Here is a 26,138-nt window from a genome sequence, read left to right as displayed (position 1 = left end):
AAGGAGAATCGGAGGCGAGTCTACTCGCCTCTCTATAAGTCATCAAGTAAAAAAGCAAACGTTTACGTTAGGTTGATATTCCCGAAAGAAATTAACCTAAACGGTAGTTTGGTGCTTCTTTTGTGATTTGAACGTCGTGCACGTGAGACTCTTGCATACCCGCACCAGAGATACGTACAAATTCAGCTTTAGTACGCATATCTTCAATTGTCGCGGAGCCAGTCAGACCCATGCTTGAACGTAAACCACCCATCTGTTGATGAACGATCTCTTTTAGACGACCTTTATAAGCGATACGTCCTTCGATACCTTCAGGTACAAGCTTGTCAGCTGCGTTATCAGACTGGAAGTAACGGTCAGAAGACCCCTGAGACATCGCGCCCAATGAACCCATACCACGGTAAGACTTGTAAGAACGACCGTTGTAAAGAATGATTTCGCCCGGTGCTTCTTCCGTACCAGCAAACATTGAACCAACCATGACACAAGATGCACCGGCTGCAATTGCTTTACAGATATCGCCAGAGAAACGGATACCACCGTCTGCGATAACTGGAATACCATATTCGTTTGCTACTTCAGCAGCATCAGAAATCGCTGTGATTTGAGGAACACCTACACCCGTTACGATACGAGTAGTACAGATTGAGCCAGGGCCGATACCTACTTTCACTGCACTCACACCAGCTTCGATAAGCGCTTTAGCACCAGCGCCAGTTGCAACGTTACCACCAATGATGTCTAGTTCAGGGTATGCAGCGCGAGTTTCGCGGATACGGTTTAGAACACCTTCAGAGTGACCGTGTGAAGAGTCAATAAGTAAAACGTCAACACCCGCTTCAACAAGAGCAGCTACGCGCTCTTCGTTACCAGCGCCAGCACCCACTGCAGCACCTACACGTAGGCGGCCACGAGCATCTTTACATGCGTTTGGTTTACGCTCTGCTTTGTGGAAATCTTTTGCTGTGATCATACCGGTTAGTTGGAACTCGTCGTTCACAACCAGTACTTTCTCAACACGAGCTTCGTGCATTTTTTCTTGAACTTCAGCGCGGGTTGCGCCTTCTTTCACTGCTGCAAGACGCTCTTTAGGAGTCATTACTGAACCAACTTCTTTTGTTAAATCAGTAACAAAACGAACATCACGACCAGTAATGATACCAACAAGTTCGTTGTTATCTGTTACTACTGGGAAGCCAGCAAAACCGTGCTTTTCTGTCAGTTCAATAACATCTGCAATGGTTGCTTCTGGGTTTACAGTGACAGGATCAACAACAACACCTGCTTCAAATTTCTTAACTTTACGAACTTCAGCTGCTTGCTGCTCGATTGACATATTCTTGTGAATAAAGCCAATACCGCCTTCTTGTGCAAGAGCGATAGCTAAACGAGCCTCTGTCACTGTGTCCATAGACGCAGAAATCATTGGAATATTTAGTGTAATATTTTTGGTTAGCTGCGTATGTAGATCGGCAGTGTTTGGGAGAACGGTGGAGTGTGCTGGTACGAGTAGAACATCGTCGAATGTCAGCGCTTCTTTGGCAATTCTAAGCATTTGCAATATCTCACAATTTAGAGGGTAAATATAAAAAACAATCCAAATGCCCTTTTCGTATAGAATGTTTGACCATCCCGAAAAATTACATTTGGATTAGATATTGCGGACGGATTATACGCCCGACGCAATCGCTTGGCTACACATTTTTTTCATTTTTATTTGCATTCTGCCCCTTGCTATGTATTATATTGCCGCTAATTTCCATACTCACGTCTGGTTGAAAAATTAGTGCCTTCCAATACCAATCCAAACATCTACACCGTTTCTCGTCTTAATGCTGAAGTCCGATTATTACTAGAAAATGAAATGGGCATCGTTTGGTTAATTGGTGAAATTTCCAATTTCTCAGCTCCTGTTTCTGGTCACTGGTATCTCACGCTTAAAGACTCTCGCGCCCAAGTTAAATGCGCCATGTTCAAAGGCAATAATCGCTTTGTGAACTTTAAGCCGAAGAATGGTCAGCAAGTCTTGGTGAAAGCACGATTATCCCTGTATGAACCGCGTGGTGATTATCAAATCATCATTGAAAGTATGCAGCCTGAGGGTGATGGCCGCTTACAACAGGAATTCGATCAACTAAAAATGAAACTGGCTTCTGAAGGCTTGTTCGCTCAAACCTTAAAGAAAAGCCTGCCTGAACATCCTAGATGCGTGGGTGTAATCACATCAAAAACCGGTGCTGCTCTGCACGACATTCTTCAAGTTCTTAAACGTCGAGACCCGAGTTTACCTGTGATCATCTACCCTACTCTGGTGCAGGGAGAAGAAGCAGCGATTCAAATTGCTCAAGCGATTGGATGTGCTAACTCTCGCGCAGAATGTGATGTGTTGATTGTCGGTCGAGGCGGCGGTTCATTAGAAGACTTATGGTGTTTTAACAACGAAATCGTTGCCCGCACAATCGCTGCAAGTCAAATCCCCATTATCAGTGCAGTAGGACATGAAATTGACGTCACCATTGCCGATTTCGTGGCCGACGTTCGAGCGCCAACCCCTTCAGCAGCCGCTGAGCTGGTTAGTAGAGACAACTCGCATAAGAAACAAGCGTTCCAAACCTATCGTCACAAGATAGCCAGCGCTATGCGCCACTATTTTGCTCAGCAGAAAGTGGCGTTGAATCAGTTGCAACATCGTTTAGACAGACAGCATCCGGCCAATCGTTTACAGCGCCAACAGCAACAGTTAGACGAATACAGCATGCGTTTAGAACGCGCTATTCAGGCTCAAATCAACAACACGCAACAACATCTTGATAAACAAAAGCATCAGCTTCAGTTGCTGTCGCCGGAAAAGATACTGCGTAATCAACAGTACCTGTTAACCAGTAAGCAAAAAGAACTAAATGATGCGATGAAACGATATCTCGTTTCTTCACGCCATACATTTACTCGCCTGACTGACAAAATGAATGCGGTTAGCCCGTTAGCGACATTGTCGCGCGGCTACTCAATCACTCAAAATGCTCAAGGTGAGGTTATTCACAACGCCACTGATGTGAAGCAAGGCGACTTAATTGTAACTCGCCTGAAAGAGGGTGAGATTCGCTCAATCGTAAAGTAAGCGTTCTACTGTCATCCCGTGTAAAAAAGCCACTGAGACTATCAGTGGCAAATTCTTACAGTGAATAAGTAAGAACAATAAGGATTATTCGAGCTTTAAGTTGTCTTTGATTTTCTTGGTCAGGTTTTCAACATCAACGGGGCGCGAGAAGTAGTAACCTTGTAACAAGTGGCATGCAAGGTCGGCAAGAATTTGCGACTGCTCTTTGGTTTCAACCCCTTCAGCAACAATCGTAAGCTGCTTAATACTCGCAACCGCCAAAATACTTTTCACTAGGTTATAAGCATCCTCATCTTCGACTAAGTCATTGATAAAGCTCTTATCAATTTTCACTTCATCAACAGGCAATTTCGATAAGTAACTAAGCGATGAATACCCTGTACCAAAATCGTCAATCGAGAATTTAATTCCAACTTCTTTTAGCTGTTCGATGACCGTTACAGTACCTGGAATATCGTTTAAGAAAGTACCTTCTGTTATTTCAAACACAATACGACTTGAATCAATACCCGTTGATTGGATCGTTGCAATTGTATTCTCAACAAAGCCCTTACTCATAAGTTGGTTAGGTGAAATGTTCACAGATAAGGTCAAAGCATCTTCACCATTTGGGCTGATTGACTGAATGTCTTTGCAAGCTTGTGTTAAAACTAAGTCACTGATCTTACCAATGATCCCTTTCTTTTCTGCGATAGGAATAAAGTCCAGCGGTGCGACTCGGCCTAGCTCAACATTATCCCAACGAACTAGTGCCTCAACGCCAATTATCTTACCGTTTAGTGTACTCACTTGCGGCTGATAGTGAACATAGAACTCTTTGTTTTCGATCGCTAAATCAAGAAGGTTCGAGATCTTAAAATGACGCTCTGAACTTTTAGACATGAATGGCGAATAGTTCACATTAAATAGGTTGTTTGCTTTCGCATACTTCATCGCTAACTCACCATTACGCACGATGATCGAACCTAAAATATTTCGATTTTTAAAGTTAACGACCGCATTACGAACACGTAATGAGATCATTTCGCCACAAACATCAAACTTCTCAAATGTCTCAGCTTGCTTTTCAAAATCGATACATGCGCCAGCAGACTTAAGACAAATCACAACAAACTGATCTGCGGCAATATGTCCCACAAACATGGTTTCATCTTTTAAATCTTCGAGTGCACTGGTTACTTGGCGAAGAATTCGATCACCCACAGCAAAACCATACTGATTATTTACTTTTTGGAAGTCGACAATATCGATCAATTGTAATTGATACTCTTCGCCTTTATCGTGCAAGCAAAGATTATCGATATAATCGGACGTCGCCTTTCTGTTTGGTAAGCCAGTGACATCGTTATAAAGAGAGCGAAAAGCAATTTCTTTATCTTTTACTTCAATTTGAACAAGCTTTTCTTCGATCGCCAGCTTGTATTCGTACAGCTTAGTTGCAGTGATGTTTTTTAAGTAGTAAATGATGCAAGCAAAGATCATGAAGACCAGAACATGGAATAAGTTTTGATTTGATTTCTGTTCAAGTACCAAATCGGTGACCGCTTTTGCTTCAGACTCAGAGTAGTTCTTAATGTCGTGTAGCAACTCGCCACTACCTAAAACAACATCCCAATCTTCAACATAACGAATATGTGTGATCTTTTGTGCCTCTATGTCGTCCTTACGATTATTAAAGGCTTTATCGCTGTATTCTACCCAAGACAAACCATTAATCGCGCTCTGATAAATATAGTGAACGACTTTATCATCTATATCATCACGAAATAAGTTGTCTGAATTTCTGTGTACAACGAATTTTTTATTCTTGTTAATAACGAAAATATAGCCATCGTTATCTTCGTTTAGCAGTTGAAAGGAACTCATTGTTTTGTCGAACAGTTCAGTCGGAATAATATCATCTTCAGCGAGACCGTTACTTTGGCGGATAACATCCAACATTTTGATTGTTGTATCGACTCGTTCGACAACTTCAGCTTTTCGCATATCAATATATTGTTCTTCAACACTTCTTATAGCTGACGAAATTAAGTTATTTGAAAATAACTGCTGATTGATAAAAGAGGTACCGATAGCACACACCATAAGTATGCTAGGTAGCCAAAGTAAATATCGTTGCAGCACTTTATCGGTCATGTTCGCGAGTTCTTTCTGTTTCATGTCAGTGTTTATCCAACTCTATGTATGGATCCCCAGCCAACCAATGATACAGATGAAAAGCGAATAGAATAGATATCAAGAACTGATATAGATGTAGGGTAAATCTCACTCAATATATAAGTGAGATTTATTATTGAAAAGAGCTTTAAATAAGCAGATTAACTAATTTTTTGAAATTCAAAACGAATATGCGATTTTGACTTCAGCTCATTACAAGTATTGCAAAAATAGTTAGCGGCTCCACATGCTTGCAGTTTCTCAAGTTCAGCTTCGCAGTCTGGACAAAATCCAACCTTTTTAAAATGACTCTCACATGACGAACAGTAATACTGTCCGTCCCACACAAGCTCTTTGTCACATTGAGGACATAAGTTTTCCATTACACTACTCCAACTTCAAATACGAAATCTTTGGTTAAAACACTTGTAGACATAATAAAGATCGTTAAAGAGATCTCAATCCGATCTTCTGCTTTATCTGTTTTGTTCAGCGATCTACCCTTAAAAGAACATTTATATAACCACACACCGAAAGCATAAGTTACATATTCTGCATTTGGATTTTAAACAGTTAAATAATCTAACCCAGACTTTAAATTCTCAATAAATCAGAACTTAACAAAAAGATCATTTCCCAGCTAATGAGTTACATAAGTGTGCATTTCGATATGTTCATTATCACGTTGCACTAGCTTCACTTGTATCTCTTTGAAGCGTTCCAATGAATCACAATGCGTTCCGCCACAAGGGATTATGGCCTTTTTACCTTCCTGTAAATCACACTGCCAGTAGCGTGAATCCGTTAAGTTATCACCTTGTCTGGTGATCTCGATTTTTGATCCCAAAGTCAACCAAGACTCCAGTTGCAGATTTACCTGCTCTTCAATTTTAGTTAAGTTTTCTAGCATATCTGCGCTATTCAAACCACGTTTACGCAATGTTTTCCCAAGACGATACGTGTCTAAACAGCGATCTTCTGTGACAAAGCTCGTCACTTGCGCATAACTATTGAAATCATTGTGACCATGAGGGTCTTTTCTATCAGCATCTTTACGCCAATATCCAGCAGCTAAGACTTTATTGAGTGCTAAGTAAGCTAAGTGACCTGCGCTATGACCACGACTCAACTGCTTCTGATAGGCATCATCAACCGTTAAACTCACAGCATCACCCACTTTGACAGCCTTTTTTTCTGCTTTGATTTGATGAACAACAACGAACACCCAGCCGGGTTCATCCCGTTTTATAGGGATCTCTTTCCCCACTAGAAGTTGGTGCTCAACCAAATTAATTGCACCCACAAGGCAGTTTTCAACTGTGTAGATATGTTCTCCGACAGTGAGTGTACCTCTATCCGCTGGATGGTCCGGCCAAATATGACTAACAGGATGAAAAGGTGTCTGAGAGGTCACAATATATAGCGCTTCCTCACTCACTCTCACAAACTGCACATCACTTGTAAGATGGAAAATAGATTGGGTGAACGTGACTTGGGTAGGTGTATATGTCATATCAAATTTATCGGACAAGTTATAAATAGCGATCACCACCGCGCGAGGCAGAGGTTTAGATTTAGATAGAAAAAAACCCAAGCATTGCTTGGGCTCTTATTCAGCGTTATTTTCTGCGACCTTTCATCATAGTCATCAGACGCTTGCGTTTGCGTTCTTGCGATAACGTCATTTTGCTGGTTTTACCTTCAAATGGGTTTTCGCTGTTCTGGAACTGAATACGAATCGGTGTACCCATGATCTCCAACGACTTACGGAAGTAGTTCATCAGATAACGTTTGTATGAATCAGGCAGTTCATTCACAAGGTTACCGTGGATAACGATGATTGGTGGGTTGTAACCACCAGCGTGCGCATATTTCAGTTTTACACGACGGCTGCGAACCATCGGTGGCTGGTGATCTTCCGTCGCCATCTTCATGATACGAGTCAGTACCGATGTTCCAACACGAGTAGTCGCTGACTTATATGCCTCTTGAACAGATTCAAATAAGTGGCCAACACCTGTACCGTGAAGTGCAGAAATAAAGTGAATGCGAGCAAAGTCAACGAAACCTAAACGGCGATCCAGCTCTTTCTTTACGTGTTCTTTAACGTCTGTATCCAAGCCATCCCACTTGTTGACGGCGATAACAATTGAACGACCCGCGTTCAGTGCAAAGCCCAACAAGCTTAAGTCTTGATCAGAGATGTTTTCACGTGCGTCAATAACGAGAAGAACCACATTAGCATCTTCAACAGCTTTCAACGTTTTAACTACTGAGAATTTCTCAACCGTTTCGTTTACGCGTTTACGGCGACGAACACCAGCGGTATCAATCAGCACGTATTCACGTTCATCACGCTTCATCGGAATGTAAATAGAGTCACGCGTCGTTCCTGGCATATCGTAAACCACAACACGTTCTTCACCCAGAATACGGTTAGTCAACGTTGATTTACCTACGTTTGGACGACCAATGATAGCCAATTTAATTGGCTGATCTTGTAATCGCTTATACGCAGCTTCCGCTTCTTCTTCGGTATACTCTAGTTGCTCTTCTTCTGAATCTTCAATGTCAGTCAGATCTTCTAGAAGTGCATCTTGAGCCTGCATCTCTTCCGCAATAGGGTTCAACGCACGGTCAATCAAAGCACCCACACCACGACCATGAGCTGCCGCGATTTGATACATGCTTTCCATACCAAGTTGCCAGAACTCAGCACTTGCCGCATCAGGATCAATACCATCCACTTTGTTGACAACTAAAATGCTGCTCTTTTCAATGCGGCGAAGATGCTGTGCAATCGCTTCATCCGCAACAGTCAGGCCTGCACGACCGTCTACCATAAACAGTACAACATCAGCCTCTTCAATCGCAGCGAGCGATTGTGCAGCCATTTTTGTTTCAACACCTTCTTCACTGCCATCAATACCACCGGTATCAATAACAATAAAATCGTGTTCACCGAGCTTAGCTTGGCCGTACTTACGGTCACGAGTTAAGCCAGGAAAATCTGCAACCAACGCATCGCGAGTGCGAGTTAAACGGTTAAACAGTGTCGATTTACCTACGTTAGGACGCCCTACAAGAGCAACAACAGGTATCATAACAACCTCTACAATTATTAATCATATGTAGTTATAGGTAATGACTGAGAAAACAACCAATCAGCTTTATACCAATATATCCGTCTACACGAATTATACCCAAACTACTTGGAGTTGCAGGTAGGCGGCAAGTGAGTGAATCCCCATGACCACAAATTACTATGCGTGATTGGGGTGAACGAACGTAGTCAACACCGCTGCAGCTTCAAGTAGGAAGGTTATATATAAGTATTACCTATAACCACATTGTTTATTTCAATAAAACGGCTCCTAACTGTTTCCAGCTAGGAGCCGTTTGTGAATGATATCACAGTTTACTTTTCGATCGTCAGTTTCTTTACATCGCCATCGCGAGTAACCAGAACATAACCGCCATCAACCGCTATTGGACCAACAGCAAATCCACTGTCATCAACTAACTGCTGAGCAACAAATTCACCAGAGCTACGATCAATCCAGTGCAGGTAACCTTCACTATCACCGACAACGACATAGCCTTCAATCACTTTTGGCGCAGTCAGCAGACGGTGCTCTAACTGGTCATTGCTCCATAGTTCTGTACCACTGCGCGAATCCACCGCAACTAAGTGATCTTTGTCTGTCACTAAGTATAGGCGACCACCGTCAGTAGCCATATCGGTTGCTGACGAGTAATTACGTTTCCAAATAGGCTTGCCAGAACGTAAATCAATCGCGATCAACTGACCATTAAAACCAATTGTGTAAAGTGTTCCGCCAATGATCACTGGAGACGCATCCACATCCACCAAGCGGTCAATTTCAGTCGCACCTTTCGGCTGACCAACTGGTTGTTGCCAAATAAGCTGACCACGAGCAGAAATTGCCGCAGCTAGTCGACCACTTGGAGTGCCCCAGAACACACCGCCAGAAACAGCGGCTGGTTGGCTATCACCGCGCAGCGTTAAGTTTGGTACTTCGGTACTGATAGTCCATTTCTGGCTACCTGTCGCCTGATCCAGTGCAACTAACGCCCCACGACTGGTGTTAACAATAACAAGGTTGTTGTCCGCTACAGGAGAAGCTAACACTTCACCTTCAACTTTCACTTTCCAAGACTCTTCACCCGTCTCAGCATTTAAAGCGATAACCACGCCGTTTTCACTGCCAATGTAAATTTGACCATATGCAGCAACAATACCGCCAGAAAGACGAGCAGAAACATCTTCTTCTAAATCGACTTTCCAAATTTCTTTGCCATTTTCAGGATCAAGTGCTTTTACAATACCATCGCGACTAGCAACGAAAACTTTGCTGTAAGCATAATCAGGTGACAGCTTAGAAAAGTAATGACCAACGCCATCACCGATAGAAGTACTCCACAGTGACTGAGGTGTAAATTCACTTTTCACCACTGGCACAGGTGCCATCACAACGTTTTCTTCTTCGCTGGCACAACCGGCTAGCAGAGCTAACACAGCTGAGGACAGAAGCACTTTGTTGAACATCTTTTTCATCAACTTGTGCCCTTACTTGGCTAGGTCGTCCAGTTTAATTTGCAACGTTTGGCTTGCATCCGTAGCTTGTTGCGCTTCAGTGTAAGCGGCATAAGCAGCAGCAGTGTCGCCCTTACGCAGAGAAATATCACCGCGCAATTCAGCCACTCGGCCTGCCCAAGCTTCTTCTGTAATGTTGTTCAGTTCAGTTAAAGCAGCATCAAAATCACCTTGCTCAGCCTGAACTCGAGCAACGCGTAAAGTAATCACTGGTTTTAACGCTGCATCTTTAGTGGTGCCTTTCGCCCACTCAAGTTGTGCTAAAGCTTCGTCTAAGTTACCCGCTTCAATTTGAGCTTTTGCAAGTTGCATTGCTGCTAGCACTGAATACTCAGTGTCTTTATTGCCATCAATAAAGCTTTGAACATCACCGCTCGCATCAATACCTTTAGAGGATAGAGACAGGATTGCTTGAGTATAAGCTTCTGAAGCAGCCTCTTTCGCTTCGGTTACGCTATCTTGATAAAAACGCCAACCAAAAAGACCACCTAAGCCAATGACAGCACCTAACATTACGGCTTTGCCATTTTCCTTCCACCAATCTTTGATCGCTTCTACTTGTTGTTCTTCAGTATCGTAGAGTTCCACTTCCTATCCTCTTTATAAATGCCAATGACGAGCATTGGCATATGTATCTCTAAAAATGCGCTATTAGATCAGATGAGCCAGCTTGCTCGCGATCTCTGCTTGAGAAATTGTTTCTTGCTCGCCGCCTGCTAGGTCTTTTACAACCACGGTGTTAGCTGCAACTTCGTCTTCACCCAAAACTAATGCTATCGCAGCACCAACTTTGTCTGCACGCTTAAACTGTTTCTTAAAGTTTCCGCCGCCGAAGTGTGTCATTACGCGAAGACCCGGAACTTGTTCACGGATTTGCTCGGCAAGCTTCATGCCCGCAGAGAGAGTACCTTCGCCAGCCGTCACCACATAAACATCAACGCTGCGACGAACATCTGTGTTACCTAATGTTTCCATCATCAACACTAAACGTTCTAGCCCCATAGCAAAGCCTACAGCTGGTGTTGGTTTTCCACCTAGCTGCTCAACAAGACCGTCGTAGCGACCACCGCCACATACAGTACCTTGTGAACCAAGACTTTCAGTGATCCACTCAAATACAGTGCGGTTGTAGTAATCCAGACCACGAACCAAACGCTCGTTAACCGTATATTCGATACCTGCAACATCAAGAAGTTCACATAAACCTACAAAATGTTGTTTTGACTCTTCATCTAGGTAATCAGACAGCTTAGGTGCATCACCTAATACGGCTTGAACGTCTGGATTTTTAGTATCCAGTACACGCAGAGGGTTGGTGTATAGACGACGCTTACAGTCATCATCCAGTACATCCATATACTGCTCTAAATATTCAATTAGTGCGGTACGATAGTTAGCACGAGCTTCAAGTGAGCCAATTGAGTTCAACTCTAGACGCACATGCTCTGAAATGCCAAGCTCGCGCCACATACGTGCCGTCATCATGATCAATTCAGCATCGACATCAGGACCGTTTAGGCCAAATACTTCCACACCACACTGGTGGAACTGGCGGTAGCGACCTTTCTGAGGACGTTCATGACGGAACATTGGTCCCATGTACCACAGACGTTGTTCTTGGTTGTACAACAGACCATTTTCGATACCAGAGCGTACACAACCTGCAGTACCTTCTGGGCGTAGCGTTAAGCTATCACCGTTACGGTCTTCAAAGGTGTACATCTCTTTTTCAACAACGTCAGTGACTTCACCAATCGCACGGCTAAATAGATGTGTCATCTCAACGATAGGCATACGAACTTCATTGTAGCCGTAAGCACTAATTACGTTTTTTACCGTGCCTTCCACTTTTTGCCAAAGTGGAGACTGAGTTGGGAGACAGTCGTTCATGCCTCGGATTGCTTGAATAGTCTTTGCCAAAATAGTTACCGTAATATCGTTTAGATTAATCTTGTTCAAGTTGCTGAATGTTGATGCGGTTCTTCTCATCTAACATTGATGCTTTGGCGCGAATTTTCGCTTCAAGCTGAGCAACTAGGTCGTCGTTGTCAAAACGTTCTTTTTGACGAACGCCGTCTTCATAAAATGCGCTTTTCTTATTGCTGCCTGCCAGACCTAAATGGGAAACTTCTGCTTCGCCCGGACCGTTAACTACGCAGCCAATAATCGAAACATCCATTGGCGTCAAAATATCTTCCAATCGCTGTTCCAGCTCGTTTACCGTTGAAATAACATCGAACTCTTGGCGAGAACAACTCGGGCAAGCGATGAAGTTAATTCCGCGAGAACGGATACGCAGTGATTTCAAAATATCGAAACCCACTTTAATTTCTTCAACCGGATTGGCCGCTAAAGAGATACGTAAAGTATCGCCGATACCTTCCGCTAACAGCATGCCTAAGCCGACCGCAGACTTCACCGAACCGGCACGAGCACCGCCCGCTTCAGTAATACCTAAGTGCAGTGGCTGGTCGATTTTCTTCGCCAGTAAGCGATAAGAGTCAACCGCAAGGAACACATCGGATGCTTTCACACTGACTTTAAACTGATCAAAGTTGAGGCGATCAAGAATATCGACATGGCGCATCGCCGATTCCACCAATGCTTCTGGTGTTGGCTCGCCATATTTCATTTGCAGATCTTTTTCCAATGAGCCGCCGTTTACGCCGATACGAATTGGAATGTTTTTATCACGCGCACAGTCAACAACAGAACGGATGCGAGATTCGTTACCAATGTTGCCCGGGTTGATGCGCAAACAGTCCACACCGTATTCAGCCACTTTTAATGCGATGCGGTAATCAAAATGAATATCTGCTACCAGCGGCACTGATACTTGCTGCTTGATGAGTTTGAAAGCTTCTGCGGCGTCCATCGTTGGAACAGATACGCGAACGATATCTGCACCGACATTTTCCAGAGCCTTGATCTGAGCGACTGTCGCTTCCACGTCAGTCGTTCTTGTATTGGTCATTGATTGCACAGCAATTGGCGCACCATCGCCAATTGGCACATCCCCTACATAAATACGTGTAGAAGGACGACGTTTGATCGGAGATTCGTGTTGCATAGTATTGTCTAAGGTAAGGTGAGTCTTGCTACTTTGCCTGAAGTATACCCAGAAAGGTCTACAGGTTCACTTGCAAATGTCATTGATACGCTCTCTGGAGCGCCAAGAATCACTTGTAGAGGTTTTTGCCCGCGTAAATTGAGAGTCTGACCGGCTTGTTTAATGCCTGTAGACAAAGTTTTACCCGTAGCATCTTTAACTTGAATCCAGCAATCCGCTGTAAAAGAAAGTGTTAATAGATTCGTTGTATCTGATTGTTCAACAACAGGAGCTTCTACCGTTGGCTCTTCAACGACAACAGGAGCTTCTTCCACTACAACTGGCGCTTGTTCTGTAACCGCAGAATCCGCTCCATCAACTGCTGATTCTTCAGCGGCTTGAGTTTCATCAGCTGGTGAAATTGGTTCAACAGGTTCTTCACCTGATTCTTCCGTTAATTCGCTGACTGTTGCAAATTCCTGATCGTCGCGTGATTCCTGTAATGAGGACTCATTGCTCAAAACCGCTGAAACTTCTGCATCTTCACCAGCTTCGAATCCACTTTCTTTGTGGTTCTGCCACCACCAGAGTGATGACATACCGATAAGAATCACCAAGATGACCCAAGTAATTGTCATAATGTGGCTATCGTGTTTCGCGCGCTTGGTTTTCTTTGAGAAACTTTGCATGGTTTGTTCTTGAGGTTCCGCAGCCGTGCTTTTCTCATAAGCTTGCAAAACTTCAGATTCTTTTAATCCAACCGCTTTGGCGTAAGAACGCAAATAGCCACGAATGAACGTAGCGACCAAATCAGATTCAAAGTTGTTGGCTTCTAGGTTTTGAACAATGGATAAACGCAATCTCAAACGATCAGCGACTTGTTGCTGTGTTAACCCTAATGCTTCGCGCTTTTCTCTTAAAAGGGTTCCTGGTTCTACAAATGCTGCTTCTTGTTCTACGTTTGATGTTTCTTCGACGATTGTGTTTTCTTGTTCTGTATGTTCAGTATTCATCCGCGATGTCTGTCTCGTGTTTTTGTGCTCAAGTATCGCTTCGTCGCTTTTATTATTGATTTGTTAGTAGCAATCAATGTCGATGACTTCAACAGGTGAAAATTCATTTATGTTGGATATCGCCAGTAATTCGCATTTACTTTTGATAATAGTGAAACATTCTAATAGATATTAGCCTGTAAACAACAAGCATTTGGAAAAGAAATTACAGACACGTCAAGGTTTTTGCTTAAACTGACATCAAAAAGACATAATTTGTAGGATTAATTCCAAAAGTTAGTAAGCCAGAGCGAACTCTGGCTTACTAAAATTTTTGACTAAATCTGTTTTACAGGGATGGCTTGCTCATCCACCTGCTTGATTTTAGTACGTTTGGTGCGGTCAATAACATCACCAACCAACTGCCCACATGCCGCATCAATATCATCACCACGTGTTTTACGAACCGTTACTGTATGTTCGTATTGCATCAGTGTTTTCTGGAAACGATCAATTCGAGAATTGCTTGGTTTCTTGTAAGGTGAACCCGGATACGGGTTAAACGGAATCAAATTGATCTTACAAGGTGTGTCTTTCATAAGCTGAGCCAGTTCGTGTGCATGCTCTGTACCATCGTTCACATGATCCAGAAGTACATACTCAACTGTAACTTTGCCACGGTTTGCATTTGAAGACGCAATATAACGACGAACAGACGCTAGGAAATCTTGAATATCCCAACGGTCATTGATCGGCATAATTTCACTACGCAGTTTATCGTTCGGCGCGTGAAGTGAAATGGCTAACGCTACGTCAATTTGACCCGTCATTTGATCTAAACCAGATACAACACCGGAAGTAGAAACGGTTACGCGGCGCTTAGAAAGACCAAAACCGAGATCATCCAACATAATTTCTAATGCTGGAATTAAGTTTTTCATATTCAGAAGTGGCTCGCCCATGCCCATCATTACTACGTTAGTAATTGGACGACGGCCTGTTTCTTTTTCTAAACCAACTTCACGCGCTGCACGCCATACCTGACCGATAATTTCAGAGACACGTAAGTTACGGTTAAAGCCTTGCTGAGCGGTTGAACAGAACTTGCATTCAAGCGCACAACCCACCTGAGAAGAGACACAAAGCGTTGCACGATCATCTTCAGGGATATAAACCGTTTCTACGTCTTGATCGCCTACTTTCATCGCCCATTTGATGGTGCCATCACTGGAGTGTTGAGCTTCAGAAACGTACGGTGCACGAATTTCACACTTTTGGATCAGTTTTTCGCGCAGTTGCTTATTGATATTGGTCATCTTGTTGAAGTCATCACAACCAAAATGGTAAATCCACTTCATCACCTGATCGGCGCGGAATGCTTTTTCACCCAGTTCATCAGCGAAAAATGAACGCATAGCCTTGCGATCAAAATCAAGTAAATTGACTTTTTGTGTGGTCATGTAGCCTCTCAAAGATGGAACTATAATTAAGGGCGCGAATTGTACAGCCTTTAGGCAATAACGACAAGGGCTGCAATACCATGAGTTTACTGGGGTATTTACAAGCCTTTGAATAAAAAATAAACAGTAAATTAAAAAAATAGCAAACAGGCGATGAGTACAGAGTGAAGTTGCTAAAAAACGGAGATTTCAGTGTTACGAGAGGTTTCTGGCAGGTACAAAAAAGCTCCCTTTCGGGAGCTCTCTAAAATTAAACTACAGCTTCTGAGCGAGGACAGATTTCCGATTCAGGGAAAAAGAATTCAATTTCGCGTGCAGCAGACTCAGGGCTATCACTGCCGTGTACTGAGTTGTGACGCATGCTGAGTGCGTAGTCAGCACGGATAGTGCCACACGCTGCTTCTTCAGGATTGGTCTTACCCATTAGCTCACGGTAACGCGTAATTGCATCTTCACCTTCAAGAACTTGAACCATAATTGGGCCAGAAGTCATAAACTCTTTTAGCGGTTCAAAGAATGGTTTTCCTTCGTGTTCCGCGTAAAAGCCGCTTGCTTGTTCATCAGTCAGACGAAGCATTTTCGCTGCGATAATGCGTAGTCCAGCCTTTTCAATACGATGATAAATCTCACCGATTAAATCACGTTCAACGGCGTCAGGCTTAATGATAGAAAATGTTCTTTCTAGGGCCATAAAATGTCCTTTTACTTTACTTGTCGTTTTATTTTAAAAAGGCGGCTCTAAGGCCACCTTTGAATTACACCAATTATTTTGCTTGATCCATCAGTACGCGAGAGAGGGTTCTAACGCCCATGCCCGTTGCGCCTGCAGCCCATTTATCACTTGGAGACTTACGGTAAGTACCCGCACAGTCAAAGTGTAGCCAACCTTTCTTGTGGTCTTCAACGAAGTAAGACAAGAATGCAGCCGCAGTACTTGCACCCGGTGCGTAATCACCAGAGCTAATGTTAGATAGATCAGCGAAAGGTGACGGCAACATCTCACGATGGAAATCCATTAGTGGAAGTGGCCATAGACCTTCGTGTTCTTCTTTCGCAGCCGTCAGAGCTTGGTGTGACAACTCGTCATCAAAGCTCATCAGTGCATGGAAATCATTGCCCAATGCATTTTTTGCTGCACCAGTTAGCGTTGCGCAATCAATGATCAACTCAGGCTTTTGCTCACTGGCATACATCAGACCGTCAGCCAATACTAGGCGACCTTCTGCGTCAGTGTTCATGATCTCGACTGTTTTGCCGTTCTTGTAAGTGATGATATCACCCAGCTTAAGAGCACGGCCTGAAACCATGTTTTCAGCACAACAAAGAATCAACTTCACGCGCTTGTTTAAGCCGCGAAGAATAGATAGTGCCAACGCACCCGTAATCATGCCTGCGCCACCCATGTCTGCTTTCATCGCAGACATCATGCCAGACGGTTTTATGCTGTAACCACCGGAATCGAAAGTAATACCTTTACCGACCAAACATGCGAACACAGGTGCGTCTTCTTTGCCTGTTGGGTTGAAGTCGAGTTGTAGCATTGCTGAGGTACGGTCTGAACCACGGCCAACAGCGAAAATACCTTCCCAACCTTCAGTTAAAAGATCTTTGTCTTTAACGATACGGTAAGAAACTTGTTCAGGGGCCAGAGATTTAACAAACTCAGCCGCCATAGTCGCAAGCTGACGAGGAGCCACTTCTTCAGCACTCTTGTTAATAATGTCGCGAACCCAATCAGTGGTTTTAATGCGAGCTTCTAATTCTGCTTGAGCTTCTTGCTCTAGTGGTTTCCATTCAACCGCATTTTTTTTCTTCGCTTCACGGTAGCCTTGATAGAAAGCCCAAATAGATTCGAGATCCCAGCTTTCGCCTTCTAGAGATACAGAGCGCAAACCTTGGCTATCCAGCTTACGAGCAGCGCGTTGAATCGCACCTAAATCGTGAATTTGAGAAAGGTGAATCGTTGCACCTTGCTCAGAAAATGATAATAACGCCTTTTCTCCCCACTGAGGCTGGGCAGCTTCTAGGCTAATAAATACAGACATTTGTGTAGACATGGTTTCTCCTTGTCTTAGTAATGGCGTCTCTTCGCCACATCTCTTCAATAACTCGGGGATGTTAGCATTTTGTCAGTTAAAAATATCAACTTGATAAAAAAACGGGCTACTAGGCCCGCTTTTTTCTTAAAACTGTTAACTTAGCGAGGCTAGGTTAGCGAAATCAATCCCGCTCATCCATCCAGCACATAATGATCGCTTCGAGGATTTTTTCGTTCGAGTGATTAGGCTCATCGTCAAAATCTTCAAGGTCCAATATCCACTGATGTAAATCGGTAAAACGTACATTTTGCGGTTCAATGTCAGGATATTTTTCGCAAAGTTCAATTGCGATATCGCGTGAATCTGTCCATTTCATAATGTTATTCCAGTGTCATATTCTCTGGCTTAAATCAAGCCAGAGTGATAATTAGTGATCTTCAGATGCGTGATTCAACGTGTATTTTGGAATTTCAACAACCAAATCTTCATCCGCAACTCTTGCCTGACAGCTCAAACGAGATTCAGGCTCTAAGCCCCAAGCTTTATCCAGCATGTCATCTTCGAGTTCATCACTCTCTTCTAGCGAGTCAAAACCTTCACGGACAATGCAGTGACAAGTGGTACATGCACAGGATTTCTCACACGCATGCTCAATTCCGATACCGTTTTTCAACGCCACATCAAGAATCGTTTCGCCAGATTGCGCTTCTAATACCGCACCTTCCGGGCAAAGTGTTTCATGGGGTAAAACAATAATCTTAGGCATTTTTTGTCTTCTCTTTAAATCTCGTCAACTGAATGACCAGCCAATGCGGCACGAATGGATTTATCCATACGGCGCGACGCAAAATCTTGGCTCGCTTTGTCGGTATCTTTTATCCCTTGCTCAATGGCATCTGCATCATCACTGTTGCGTAATTTTATCAGCGATTCGATAGCGTTAACTAAAAGCTGTCGCTCATCTTCGTTCAGTAACTCGTCACCATCCGCCTGCATTGCTGCAATCAGGCCTTCGATGACTCGATCCGCTTCAACACGCTGTTCCATCAGCGCTCGCGCTTGCATGTCTTCTTTAGCATACGCCATAGAATCACGCAGCATTTGGGCAACTTCGTCGTCATTTAACCCGTAAGACGGCTTAACTTGAATTTCAGCTTGTACGCCTGTGCTCTTTTCCATTGCGGTTACGGATAACAGACCATCCGCATCCACTTGATAAGTTACGCGAACATGTGCAGCACCCGCAGCCATTGGTGGAATGCCCTTCAGTGAGAAACGCGCCAGTGAACGGCAGTCATCCACTAACTCACGCTCACCTTGAACAACGTGAACACTCATCGCTGTTTGGCCATCTTTGAAGGTGGTAAATTCTTGCGCCCTTGCCACTGGGATCGTGGTGTTTCGTGGAATAATTTTTTCCACTAAGCCACCCATGGTTTCAATACCAAGTGAAAGCGGGATTACATCCAACAGCAGCATTTCAGAATCAGGCTTATTGCCCGCCAGCACATCCGCTTGAATCGCTGCACCAATGGCAACCACTTCATCAGGGTTGATGCTGGTTAATGGTGTACGACCAAAGAACTCACCCACTTGCTCACGCACATATGGAGTACGAGTGGAGCCGCCAACCATGACCACTTCCAATACTTCATCTGCCGAAATCTGCGCATCTTTCAGCACTCGGCGGCAAGACATCAGTGTTTTCTTCACCAGTGGCTGGATCAGTTCATTGAATTGTTGTTTGGTCAGCACTCCAGACCAATCAAGGACATTCACTTCTACTTGATTGCTATCTGACAGTGCAATTTTCGCCGCAGTAGCCGCGTTCAATAGCGCACGGTGTTGACCTGAACTTAACTGGCCTTCAATACCCATTTGCTGTTGCAGGTACTCAGCAATCAGATGGTCGAAATCGTCACCACCTAGCGCCGAATCACCACCGGTTGCAAGCACTTCAAATACGCCTTTTGACAGACGCAAAATGGAAATATCGAACGTACCGCCACCTAAGTCATAAACGGCAATCACACCTTCCTGACCAGAATCCAGACCATAAGCGATAGCTGCGGCCGTTGGTTCATTGAGCAGACGTAATACGTGTAACCCAGCAAGAGCTGCAGCATCTTTAGTTGCTACTCGTTGAGCATCATCAAAGTAAGCAGGAACCGTGATCACCACGCCAGCTAATTCGCCACCTAACGTGTTTTCAGCTCGTTGGCCTAGCGTTCTAAGAATGTCAGCTGACACTTGAATTGGGTTTTTATCACCGTGAGGCGTTTGCATGATTGGCAAACCGTTTTCACTGGCTTTAAATTGATACGGCAGATTTGGGTAACGAGACTGAATGTCGGTTAATGAACGGCCAACAAGTCTCTTTACCGAAATAATGGTATTAGCAGGATCAGCTTGCGCCATATCATGTGCGTCATAGCCGACCACTTTTTCTTCTTGGGAATAAGACACAACGGAAGGCAGGATGCTTCGTCCTTGCTCATCAACTAAAGTGGTTGCTGTGCCGCTTCTCACTGAAGCCACTAACGAGTTGGTGGTTCCTAAATCAATGCCTGCAGCCAGTTTATGCTGGTGCGGTGCAGAACTTTGACCCGGTTCTGCAATTTGAAGTAATGCCATCTATGGGTCCTTTTTTTAGAATTAGCCGAGAAGTTTGTCTTCGACTCGTTCTATTTCATTTTTTAATTTGGCAATAAATTTGAGCTTACGAACAGTATCAGCTGCGGTACTCCACTGCTCACTGTTTAGCTCTTGCTCTACTTGGATTAAGTGCTGTTTATACATTTTCTCGACTTTACTATCAAAGTCGAACAGCGCACTTTCCGCATCAGAGCTGTCGATAATTGCTTCAAGTTCTTCACGCAGTTCCATCTGTTCCATCAGGAACATCGGGTCTTGAAGAGTTTGGTGCTCACCACGGAGTTCAACTCCGTTAAGTGACAGTAGGTATTCTGCGCGAGAGATTGGGCTTTTTAAAACTTGATTGGCATCGTTAATCTCTGCCGTTTTTTGTACCGACATCAGTCGATCACGCTCAGAAGCCGTGGCGAATTTATCTGGGTGAAAACGCTTTTGCAACTCACGGAACTGAGAAGAAAGAAGGCTACCATCCAGTTGAAACTGAGTTGGTAGCCCAAATAATTCGAAATAATTCATGTAGATATCGGTCCTTTAATACGATTTAGGATGAGTTGTTACTCACCCTAAATTCAGAGAACTCTTAGACGTTGAAGCTTTCACCACAACCACATTCGCCTTTGACGTTCGGGTTGTTGAATTCGAAGCCCTCATTCAAGCCTTCTTTTTTGTAGTCCAGCTCTGTGCCGTCTAAGTAAACCAAGCTTTTCGCATCAATGATAACTTTCACACCGTTATCTTCGAAGACTTGGTCACCGTCTTCAAGATCATCAACGAATTCTAGTACGTATGCCATACCTGAACACCCAGTCGTTCTTACGCCTAAACGTAAGCCGATACCTTTTCCGCGGTTATCCAAAAAGGTTTTAACTCGGTGTGCTGCTGATTCAGTTAGAGTAATGGCCATACTGCTACCTTTGGGTCTGCTGTTAATTAAAGTGGGAGTAACAATGGGTTACTCCCAATTATTTATTATTGTTGATGTTTTTTCTTGTAATCCGCAACAGCGGCTTTGATTGCGTCTTCTGCCAAGATTGAACAGTGAACTTTAACTGGTGGTAGCTCTAGTTCTTCTGCAATTTCAGCATTCTTGATCGCTGCTGCGTCGTCAATTGATTTGCCTTTAACCCATTCAGTTACAAGCGAACTTGACGCGATTGCGCTACCGCATCCGTAAGTCTTGAATTTTGCATCTTCAATGATGCCTTCAGGAGATACTTTGATTTGCAGACGCATTACGTCACCACATGCAGGAGCACCAACCATGCCGCTACCTACTGATGGATCTTCCTTGTCAAACGAACCTACGTTACGTGGGTTCTCGTAATGATCAATTACTTTTTCACTGTATGCCATGATAGTTACCTCGAATCCTCTAAATCGCTGGAAAGATTAATGATGAGCCCACTCAACAGTGCTCAAATCTACCCCTTCCTTGTACATATCCCATAGTGGAGACATGTCGCGTAATTTGTTGACAGCTACACGAATCAATTCAATCGCATAATCAATATCTTCTTCTGTCGTGAAACGACCGAATGAGAAACGAATTGAGCTGTGAGCCAATTCATCATCAAGACCAAGAGCACGTAGTACGTACGATGGTTCAAGGCTTGCTGATGTACATGCACTGCCTGAAGATACCGCAAGGTCTTTCAGAGACATAAGCAGTGATTCACCTTCAACGAAAGCAAAGCTCACGTTTAGGTTGTTCGGTAAACGTTGCTCTAGGTCACCGTTGATCGTAACTGCTTCCATATCTTTGATGCCAGCTAGTAGACGATCACGCATTTTTTTAGCGTGGTCGAAATCTTGTTGCATCTCTTCTTTTGCAATTCGGAATGCTTCACCCATACCCACGATTTGGTGAGTAGGAAGTGTACCAGAGCGGAAACCACGCTCATGGCCTCCACCGTGCATTTGCGCTTCAAGACGAATACGTGGTTTACGACGTACGTATAAAGCACCAATGCCTTTAGGGCCGTAAATCTTGTGCGCCGACATTGAGATAAGGTCAACTTTCATCTCTTGGACGTCGATTGGTAACTTACCTGCAGATTGTGCTGCGTCTACATGGAAAACAATTTTACGTGAACGACACAGTTCACCAATAGCAGCGATATCTTGAATAACACCGATTTCATTGTTCACATGCATAATAGAAACAAGAATGGTGTCATCACGCATTGCTGCTTCTAATTTATTTAAATCAATTAAGCCGTTTGTTTCTGGCTCAAGATACGTCACTTCAAAACCTTCGCGCTCTAGCTGACGAGTGGTGTCCAGTACAGCTTTGTGCTCAGTTTTACAGGTAATGATGTGTTTACCTTGTTTTTGATAAAAGTGTGCAACACCTTTAATCGCAAGGTTGTTAGACTCTGTTGCGCCTGAAGTGAAGATAATTTCACGAGGATCTGCATTCAATAGATCTGCAATTTGCTCACGAGCAGTATCAACGGCTTCTTCTGCCTGCCAGCCATAACGATGAGAACGAGATGCAGGGTTACCAAAAGTACCATCCATCGTCATGTACTGAACCATCTTTTCAGCAACACGTGGATCAACTGGGCAAGTTGCTGAATAGTCTAAATAAATAGGCAGTTTCATTTTCTACTCCAATGTAAACGTCGTTCTTAAGAACGAACATTAATACCTACGGGTGCCGCACCAATGGTGACTGTGTTTGAATTTTTGTGTGCAATCCCGTGGTTAATCGCAAGACCAATATCTTGGCGATCAGAAATTTCTAGCACTTCATTATCAACCATCAGCTCACCTAGAGTGATGTTGTTAAGGAAGTCACTGATGCGAGAGCTTAGGTCGCGCCACAGTGTATGTGTTAAGCAGCGAGTACCACCTTGGCAATCACCTTTACCGTTACACTTAGTCGCATCAACGGATTCATCAACTGCAGCAATCACTGTACCAATTGAAATCGAGTGGCCATTCAGACCTAAGCGATAACCACCGCCAGGGCCACGAACGCTAGCAACTAAACCGGCTTTACGCAATTTCGAAAACAGTTGCTCTAAATATGAAAGCGAGATGCCTTGGCGTTCAGAAATGTCTGCCAATGGTACTGGGCTTTGTTGCGAATGCAGAGCCACATCTAACATGGCTGTTACCGCATATCTTCCTTTAGATGTAAGTCTCATATCACACCGTATCCACATTGATTATGTGGTTAGAAGTTTCACATACCTGACTAATATGGTCAAGTATTTATTTGACTAAAATAGTCAGGTATTTAACCTTTAATAAAAAGTGGTTAATTTTTATTCTGCAAATTCTTGCCAACAGCAGTAAGAACGCCACGTAAGATGTTGAGTTCTTGAGCTTCTGGACGTGCACGATTAAAAAGGCGACGAAGTTTATTCATCACTTGACCAGGTTGTGCCTCTGAGATGAACTGGGTTTCAATCATGACTTTTTCAAGGTGTTCGTAGAACATTTCCAGTTCTTTATGACGAGGGTATTCCTCATCAGCTTGAGGTGCGTATTGAGATTGAACCTGATTTAAATGTGCTATGCGGATTTCATAACATATTGTCTGAACCGCCATAGCTAAGTTCAGAGAGCTATATTCTGGATTCGCAGGAATACAGACATGGTAATGGCAAGTTTGCAGCTCTTCATTGGTTAACCCAGTACGTTCACGTCCAAAGACTAAAGCAACCGGATGTTTTTGCCCTTCAATGGCAAACTTCTCACCACATTCGCGGGGATCGAGCATTGGCCATTCCAATGTTCTTGAACGAGCGCTGGAACCAACCACTAGGCCACAGTCTTCTACCGCTTCTTCTAAACTACTAACAATTCGAGCATTGAGTGCGATGTCACTTGCGCCAGCAGCCAGCGCGACAGCTTGAGCATCCACCTCACACTGAGGATCAACCAAAACCATTTCGCTGAGTCCCATGACTTTCATAGCACGAGCTGCAGAGCCGATATTGCCAGAATGAGAGGTTCCCACTAAAACCACTTTAACATTGCTTAACATGATGTATTTACGCTACTCAACTTATAACCGCAGAATCTTAACATAAACCTGAGTAAAATGGTCAGAAGCTTCACCCGCCCTAGAACCGAATGAATAAAAAATAACCACTTCCATTTTGGTAAACATTTGGTATACTGCGCACCGCTTTTTTCGTTCTTTAACATCCGTTGGGAAATCCGTATGCATCCTATGCTAAACATTGCTATTCGCGCTGCGCGAAAGGCAGGCAATCATATTGCTAAATCTCTAGAAACTCCTGAGAAAATCGAAGCCACTCAAAAAGGCATGAACGACTTTGTCACTAACGTAGACAAAGAAGCTGAAAACATTATCGTGTCTACGATTAAAGGCTCTTACCCAGAGCACTGCATCATTGCCGAAGAAGGCGGTCTGATCGAAGGTAAAGATCAGGATGTACAATGGATTATCGACCCACTGGATGGCACGACAAACTTCATCAAAGGCTTACCTCACTTCTGCGTTTCAATTGCTGTTCGTATTAAAGGCAAAACTGAAGTGGCTTGTGTTTACAACCCTATGCTAAACGAGCTATTCACAGCTCAACGTGGTTCTGGTGCACAGCTAAACAACGGCCGTATCCGTATCAAACAAATTAAAGACCTGCAAGGTGCCGTTTTGGCAACTGGCTTCCCATTCAAACAAAAGCAACACTCAGAATCTTACATGAAGATTATGACGTCTCTATTTGTTGAATGTTCAGATTTCCGTCGTACAGGTTCTGCAGCTCTAGATTTATGTTACCTAGCATCTAACCGTGTTGATGGTTACTTCGAGCTTGGTTTGAAACCTTGGGATCTTGCAGCAGGTGAACTGATTGCTCGTGAAGCAGGTGCAATCCTAACAGATTTCGCTGGCGGTACTGATTACATGAAATCAGGCAACATCGTTGGCTCTAGCCCACGCGGTGTGAAGGCTATTTTGAACCACATCCGCGAAAACGGTAACAGTGCGATTCTGAAATAACAGCTCCGTCACAGCTGATAATAGAAAGCCCCTTCCTAACGGTTGGGGCTTTTTTGTGTCTGACTGTCGCTGAAGAAACAAAAGAAAAGCCACTGAACTCAGTGGCTTTTTAATCTCTTATGGCAACTCGTCGAATTCGGCACCTTCTTTCTCCACTTGTGGAGTCAGTAAGTGCTCACGGGTGATACCTAATTTCAATGCCAGTGCAGAAGCCACATAGATTGAAGAGTAAGTACCCACAGTGATACCGAGCAGAAGTGCCATTGCGAAACCGTGAATCAAAGCACCGCCTTGGGTAAACAAGGCAATGACCACAAACAAGGTGGTACCTGAAGTAATCAAAGTACGACTTAATGTTTGAGTGATCGAGTTGTTCATGATTTCAGCGGGTTCGCCTTTACGCATCTTACGGAAATTCTCACGGATACGGTCAAATACAACGATGGTATCGTTGAGTGAGTAACCGACTACCGTTAACAATGCCGCAACGATGGTTAAATCCACTTCAACTTGCAGTAGTGAGAAAATACCAAGCGTAATAATCACGTCGTGCGCCAGTGCCAATACTGCACCCGCCGCTAAACGCCACTCGAATCGCATAGATACATACAGAAGAATACACAGTAGCGACACTAAAATCGCCAAACCGCCCGCTTCCGTTAGTTCATCACCTACGTTAGGACCAACGAACTCGATACGGCGCATTTCAACTGATTCACCAGTACCTTCTTTAATCGCGCTCAAGATTTGGTTACCCAATGCTTCACTTGCCACGTTATCACGTGGGCGAAGACGAACCATCACATCTCTAGCTGAACCAAAGTTCTGTACGGTTGCATCACCAAAGCCTTTCGTTTCTAGTGCTACACGAATCTCTTCAAGGTTTACAGGTTGTTCAAAACCTACCTCGATCAGAGTACCGCCAGTAAAGTCTAAGCCCCAGTTCAACCATTTAGTCGATAGTGTGAAAATCGAAGCTCCGATCATGAGTACCGAGAAAATGAACGCGAACTTCGACCAACGCATAAAGTCGATCGATTTATCTCTTTTCAGAATTTGAAACATACCA

Annotated in this window: 25 protein-coding genes; 2 read left to right on the top strand and 23 right to left on the bottom strand. The window is 43.8% G+C overall.

Annotated elements, in window-relative coordinates:
* Positions 1-91: 91 nt before the first annotated feature.
* The gene (guaB, locus tag HUO09_RS18855) at positions 92-1,555 is read right to left on the bottom strand and encodes an IMP dehydrogenase (RefSeq protein ID WP_167412847.1); all 1,464 of its coding nucleotides are present in this window, start codon (positions 1,553-1,555) and stop codon (positions 92-94) included.
* 231 nt (positions 1,556-1,786) lie between these two features.
* On the opposite strand from guaB, the gene xseA reads away from it, so the two are divergent.
* Positions 1,787-3,118 (top strand): exodeoxyribonuclease VII large subunit, encoded by a 1,332-nt coding sequence (gene xseA / locus HUO09_RS18850; RefSeq protein WP_188235000.1) that lies wholly within the window; start codon positions 1,787-1,789, stop codon positions 3,116-3,118.
* An 84-nt stretch (positions 3,119-3,202) separates the two neighbouring features.
* Here the strand turns inward: xseA and HUO09_RS18845 are convergent, their stop codons facing one another.
* The 21 genes from HUO09_RS18845 to trmJ all read right to left on the bottom strand — a co-directional run bounded on the left by HUO09_RS18845 (position 3,203) and on the right by trmJ (position 24,085).
* Entirely contained in the window at positions 3,203-5,278 is a 2,076-nt protein-coding gene (locus HUO09_RS18845; RefSeq protein WP_167412845.1) for an EAL domain-containing protein, read from the bottom strand.
* 158 nt (positions 5,279-5,436) lie between these two features.
* Positions 5,437-5,658, bottom strand: a complete 222-nt coding sequence (locus HUO09_RS18840) for a zinc ribbon domain-containing protein (protein WP_167412844.1) — start codon at positions 5,656-5,658, stop codon at positions 5,437-5,439.
* A gap of 257 nt (positions 5,659-5,915) precedes the next feature.
* Complete coding sequence (locus HUO09_RS18835) at positions 5,916-6,788, bottom strand: alanyl-tRNA editing protein (protein ID WP_188234999.1); 873 nt, start codon at positions 6,786-6,788, stop codon at positions 5,916-5,918.
* A 106-nt stretch (positions 6,789-6,894) separates the two neighbouring features.
* Positions 6,895-8,379: a ribosome biogenesis GTPase Der gene (gene der / locus HUO09_RS18830; RefSeq protein WP_167412843.1), complete on the bottom strand. Its 1,485-nt coding sequence runs from the start codon at positions 8,377-8,379 to the stop codon at positions 6,895-6,897.
* 314 nt (positions 8,380-8,693) lie between these two features.
* Positions 8,694-9,854, bottom strand: coding sequence for an outer membrane protein assembly factor BamB (gene bamB / locus HUO09_RS18825; protein WP_188234998.1), 1,161 nt, complete (start codon positions 9,852-9,854; stop codon positions 8,694-8,696).
* 12 nt (positions 9,855-9,866) lie between these two features.
* Complete coding sequence (locus tag HUO09_RS18820) at positions 9,867-10,481, bottom strand: YfgM family protein (protein ID WP_167412841.1); 615 nt, start codon at positions 10,479-10,481, stop codon at positions 9,867-9,869.
* 63 nt (positions 10,482-10,544) lie between these two features.
* Positions 10,545-11,813: a histidine--tRNA ligase gene (gene hisS, locus HUO09_RS18815; RefSeq protein ID WP_167412840.1), complete on the bottom strand. Its 1,269-nt coding sequence runs from the start codon at positions 11,811-11,813 to the stop codon at positions 10,545-10,547.
* A gap of 25 nt (positions 11,814-11,838) precedes the next feature.
* Positions 11,839-12,963: a flavodoxin-dependent (E)-4-hydroxy-3-methylbut-2-enyl-diphosphate synthase gene (gene ispG / locus HUO09_RS18810; RefSeq protein ID WP_102942903.1), complete on the bottom strand. Its 1,125-nt coding sequence runs from the start codon at positions 12,961-12,963 to the stop codon at positions 11,839-11,841.
* A gap of 8 nt (positions 12,964-12,971) precedes the next feature.
* Positions 12,972-13,955, bottom strand: coding sequence for a cytoskeleton protein RodZ (gene rodZ, locus HUO09_RS18805; RefSeq protein WP_188234997.1), 984 nt, complete (start codon positions 13,953-13,955; stop codon positions 12,972-12,974).
* A 317-nt stretch (positions 13,956-14,272) separates the two neighbouring features.
* A complete protein-coding gene (locus tag HUO09_RS18800; protein ID WP_188234996.1) occupies positions 14,273-15,394 on the bottom strand; it encodes a bifunctional tRNA (adenosine(37)-C2)-methyltransferase TrmG/ribosomal RNA large subunit methyltransferase RlmN in 1,122 nt (373 codons plus the stop codon).
* A gap of 250 nt (positions 15,395-15,644) precedes the next feature.
* Complete coding sequence (ndk, locus tag HUO09_RS18795; RefSeq protein WP_042489669.1) at positions 15,645-16,085, bottom strand: nucleoside-diphosphate kinase; 441 nt, start codon at positions 16,083-16,085, stop codon at positions 15,645-15,647.
* A gap of 73 nt (positions 16,086-16,158) precedes the next feature.
* Positions 16,159-17,451: an aminopeptidase PepB gene (gene pepB, locus HUO09_RS18790; RefSeq protein ID WP_167412837.1), complete on the bottom strand. Its 1,293-nt coding sequence runs from the start codon at positions 17,449-17,451 to the stop codon at positions 16,159-16,161.
* A gap of 163 nt (positions 17,452-17,614) precedes the next feature.
* Positions 17,615-17,809, bottom strand: coding sequence for a Fe-S cluster assembly protein IscX (gene iscX / locus HUO09_RS18785; RefSeq protein ID WP_042489665.1), 195 nt, complete (start codon positions 17,807-17,809; stop codon positions 17,615-17,617).
* A gap of 51 nt (positions 17,810-17,860) precedes the next feature.
* Positions 17,861-18,199, bottom strand: a complete 339-nt coding sequence (gene fdx / locus HUO09_RS18780) for an ISC system 2Fe-2S type ferredoxin (RefSeq protein WP_102963912.1) — start codon at positions 18,197-18,199, stop codon at positions 17,861-17,863.
* A gap of 14 nt (positions 18,200-18,213) precedes the next feature.
* The gene (gene hscA, locus HUO09_RS18775) at positions 18,214-20,067 is read right to left on the bottom strand and encodes a Fe-S protein assembly chaperone HscA (protein ID WP_188234995.1); all 1,854 of its coding nucleotides are present in this window, start codon (positions 20,065-20,067) and stop codon (positions 18,214-18,216) included.
* A gap of 21 nt (positions 20,068-20,088) precedes the next feature.
* On the bottom strand, positions 20,089-20,604 hold the full coding sequence (gene hscB, locus HUO09_RS18770; protein WP_167413780.1) for a co-chaperone HscB: 516 nt from the start codon (positions 20,602-20,604) through the stop codon (positions 20,089-20,091).
* A gap of 64 nt (positions 20,605-20,668) precedes the next feature.
* A complete protein-coding gene (gene iscA / locus HUO09_RS18765; protein WP_042489660.1) occupies positions 20,669-20,992 on the bottom strand; it encodes an iron-sulfur cluster assembly protein IscA in 324 nt (107 codons plus the stop codon).
* 65 nt (positions 20,993-21,057) lie between these two features.
* Entirely contained in the window at positions 21,058-21,441 is a 384-nt protein-coding gene (iscU, locus tag HUO09_RS18760) for a Fe-S cluster assembly scaffold IscU (protein WP_167413779.1), read from the bottom strand.
* 36 nt (positions 21,442-21,477) lie between these two features.
* Positions 21,478-22,692: an IscS subfamily cysteine desulfurase gene (locus HUO09_RS18755; protein ID WP_167413778.1), complete on the bottom strand. Its 1,215-nt coding sequence runs from the start codon at positions 22,690-22,692 to the stop codon at positions 21,478-21,480.
* A gap of 26 nt (positions 22,693-22,718) precedes the next feature.
* On the bottom strand, positions 22,719-23,240 hold the full coding sequence (iscR, locus tag HUO09_RS18750; RefSeq protein WP_167413777.1) for a Fe-S cluster assembly transcriptional regulator IscR: 522 nt from the start codon (positions 23,238-23,240) through the stop codon (positions 22,719-22,721).
* A gap of 113 nt (positions 23,241-23,353) precedes the next feature.
* Entirely contained in the window at positions 23,354-24,085 is a 732-nt protein-coding gene (gene trmJ / locus HUO09_RS18745; RefSeq protein WP_188234994.1) for a tRNA (cytosine(32)/uridine(32)-2'-O)-methyltransferase TrmJ, read from the bottom strand.
* A gap of 180 nt (positions 24,086-24,265) precedes the next feature.
* Between trmJ and suhB the strand changes: the two genes are divergently transcribed.
* Positions 24,266-25,069, top strand: coding sequence for an inositol-1-monophosphatase (suhB, locus tag HUO09_RS18740; RefSeq protein WP_188234993.1), 804 nt, complete (start codon positions 24,266-24,268; stop codon positions 25,067-25,069).
* 117 nt (positions 25,070-25,186) lie between these two features.
* Here suhB and secF read toward each other — a convergent pair whose 3' ends face one another.
* Entirely contained in the window at positions 25,187-26,134 is a 948-nt protein-coding gene (gene secF, locus HUO09_RS18735) for a protein translocase subunit SecF (protein ID WP_167413872.1), read from the bottom strand.
* Between the last annotated feature and the right edge of the window lie 4 nt (positions 26,135-26,138).

Source organism: Vibrio sp. Y2-5 (genome assembly GCF_014596725.1).
Taxonomy (GTDB): Bacteria; Pseudomonadota; Gammaproteobacteria; order Enterobacterales; family Vibrionaceae; genus Vibrio.
Note: the sequence above shows the minus strand (reverse complement) of the source record. Positions and strands in the feature narration are given on the sequence as shown.

Coding starts and splice junctions, on each gene's coding strand:
- guaB (WP_167412847.1), bottom strand. CDS start 1,555: ATGCTTAGAATTGCCAAAGAAGCGCTGACATTCGACGATGTTCTACTC.
- HUO09_RS18845 (WP_167412845.1), bottom strand. CDS start 5,278: ATGAAACAGAAAGAACTCGCGAACATGACCGATAAAGTGCTGCAACGA.
- HUO09_RS18840 (WP_167412844.1), bottom strand. CDS start 5,658: ATGGAAAACTTATGTCCTCAATGTGACAAAGAGCTTGTGTGGGACGGA.
- HUO09_RS18835 (WP_188234999.1), bottom strand. CDS start 6,788: ATGACATATACACCTACCCAAGTCACGTTCACCCAATCTATTTTCCAT.
- der (WP_167412843.1), bottom strand. CDS start 8,379: ATGATACCTGTTGTTGCTCTTGTAGGGCGTCCTAACGTAGGTAAATCG.
- bamB (WP_188234998.1), bottom strand. CDS start 9,854: ATGAAAAAGATGTTCAACAAAGTGCTTCTGTCCTCAGCTGTGTTAGCT.
- ispG (WP_102942903.1), bottom strand. CDS start 12,963: ATGCAACACGAATCTCCGATCAAACGTCGTCCTTCTACACGTATTTAT.
- rodZ (WP_188234997.1), bottom strand. CDS start 13,955: ATGAATACTGAACATACAGAACAAGAAAACACAATCGTCGAAGAAACA.
- HUO09_RS18800 (WP_188234996.1), bottom strand. CDS start 15,394: ATGACCACACAAAAAGTCAATTTACTTGATTTTGATCGCAAGGCTATG.
- ndk (WP_042489669.1), bottom strand. CDS start 16,085: ATGGCCCTAGAAAGAACATTTTCTATCATTAAGCCTGACGCCGTTGAA.
- pepB (WP_167412837.1), bottom strand. CDS start 17,451: ATGTCTACACAAATGTCTGTATTTATTAGCCTAGAAGCTGCCCAGCCT.
- iscX (WP_042489665.1), bottom strand. CDS start 17,809: ATGAAATGGACAGATTCACGCGATATCGCAATTGAACTTTGCGAAAAA.
- fdx (WP_102963912.1), bottom strand. CDS start 18,199: ATGCCTAAGATTATTGTTTTACCCCATGAAACACTTTGCCCGGAAGGT.
- hscA (WP_188234995.1), bottom strand. CDS start 20,067: ATGGCATTACTTCAAATTGCAGAACCGGGTCAAAGTTCTGCACCGCAC.
- hscB (WP_167413780.1), bottom strand. CDS start 20,604: ATGAATTATTTCGAATTATTTGGGCTACCAACTCAGTTTCAACTGGAT.
- iscA (WP_042489660.1), bottom strand. CDS start 20,992: ATGGCCATTACTCTAACTGAATCAGCAGCACACCGAGTTAAAACCTTT.
- iscU (WP_167413779.1), bottom strand. CDS start 21,441: ATGGCATACAGTGAAAAAGTAATTGATCATTACGAGAACCCACGTAAC.
- HUO09_RS18755 (WP_167413778.1), bottom strand. CDS start 22,692: ATGAAACTGCCTATTTATTTAGACTATTCAGCAACTTGCCCAGTTGAT.
- iscR (WP_167413777.1), bottom strand. CDS start 23,240: ATGAGACTTACATCTAAAGGAAGATATGCGGTAACAGCCATGTTAGAT.
- trmJ (WP_188234994.1), bottom strand. CDS start 24,085: ATGTTAAGCAATGTTAAAGTGGTTTTAGTGGGAACCTCTCATTCTGGC.
- suhB (WP_188234993.1), top strand. CDS start 24,266: ATGCATCCTATGCTAAACATTGCTATTCGCGCTGCGCGAAAGGCAGGC.
- secF (WP_167413872.1), bottom strand. CDS start 26,134: ATGTTTCAAATTCTGAAAAGAGATAAATCGATCGACTTTATGCGTTGG.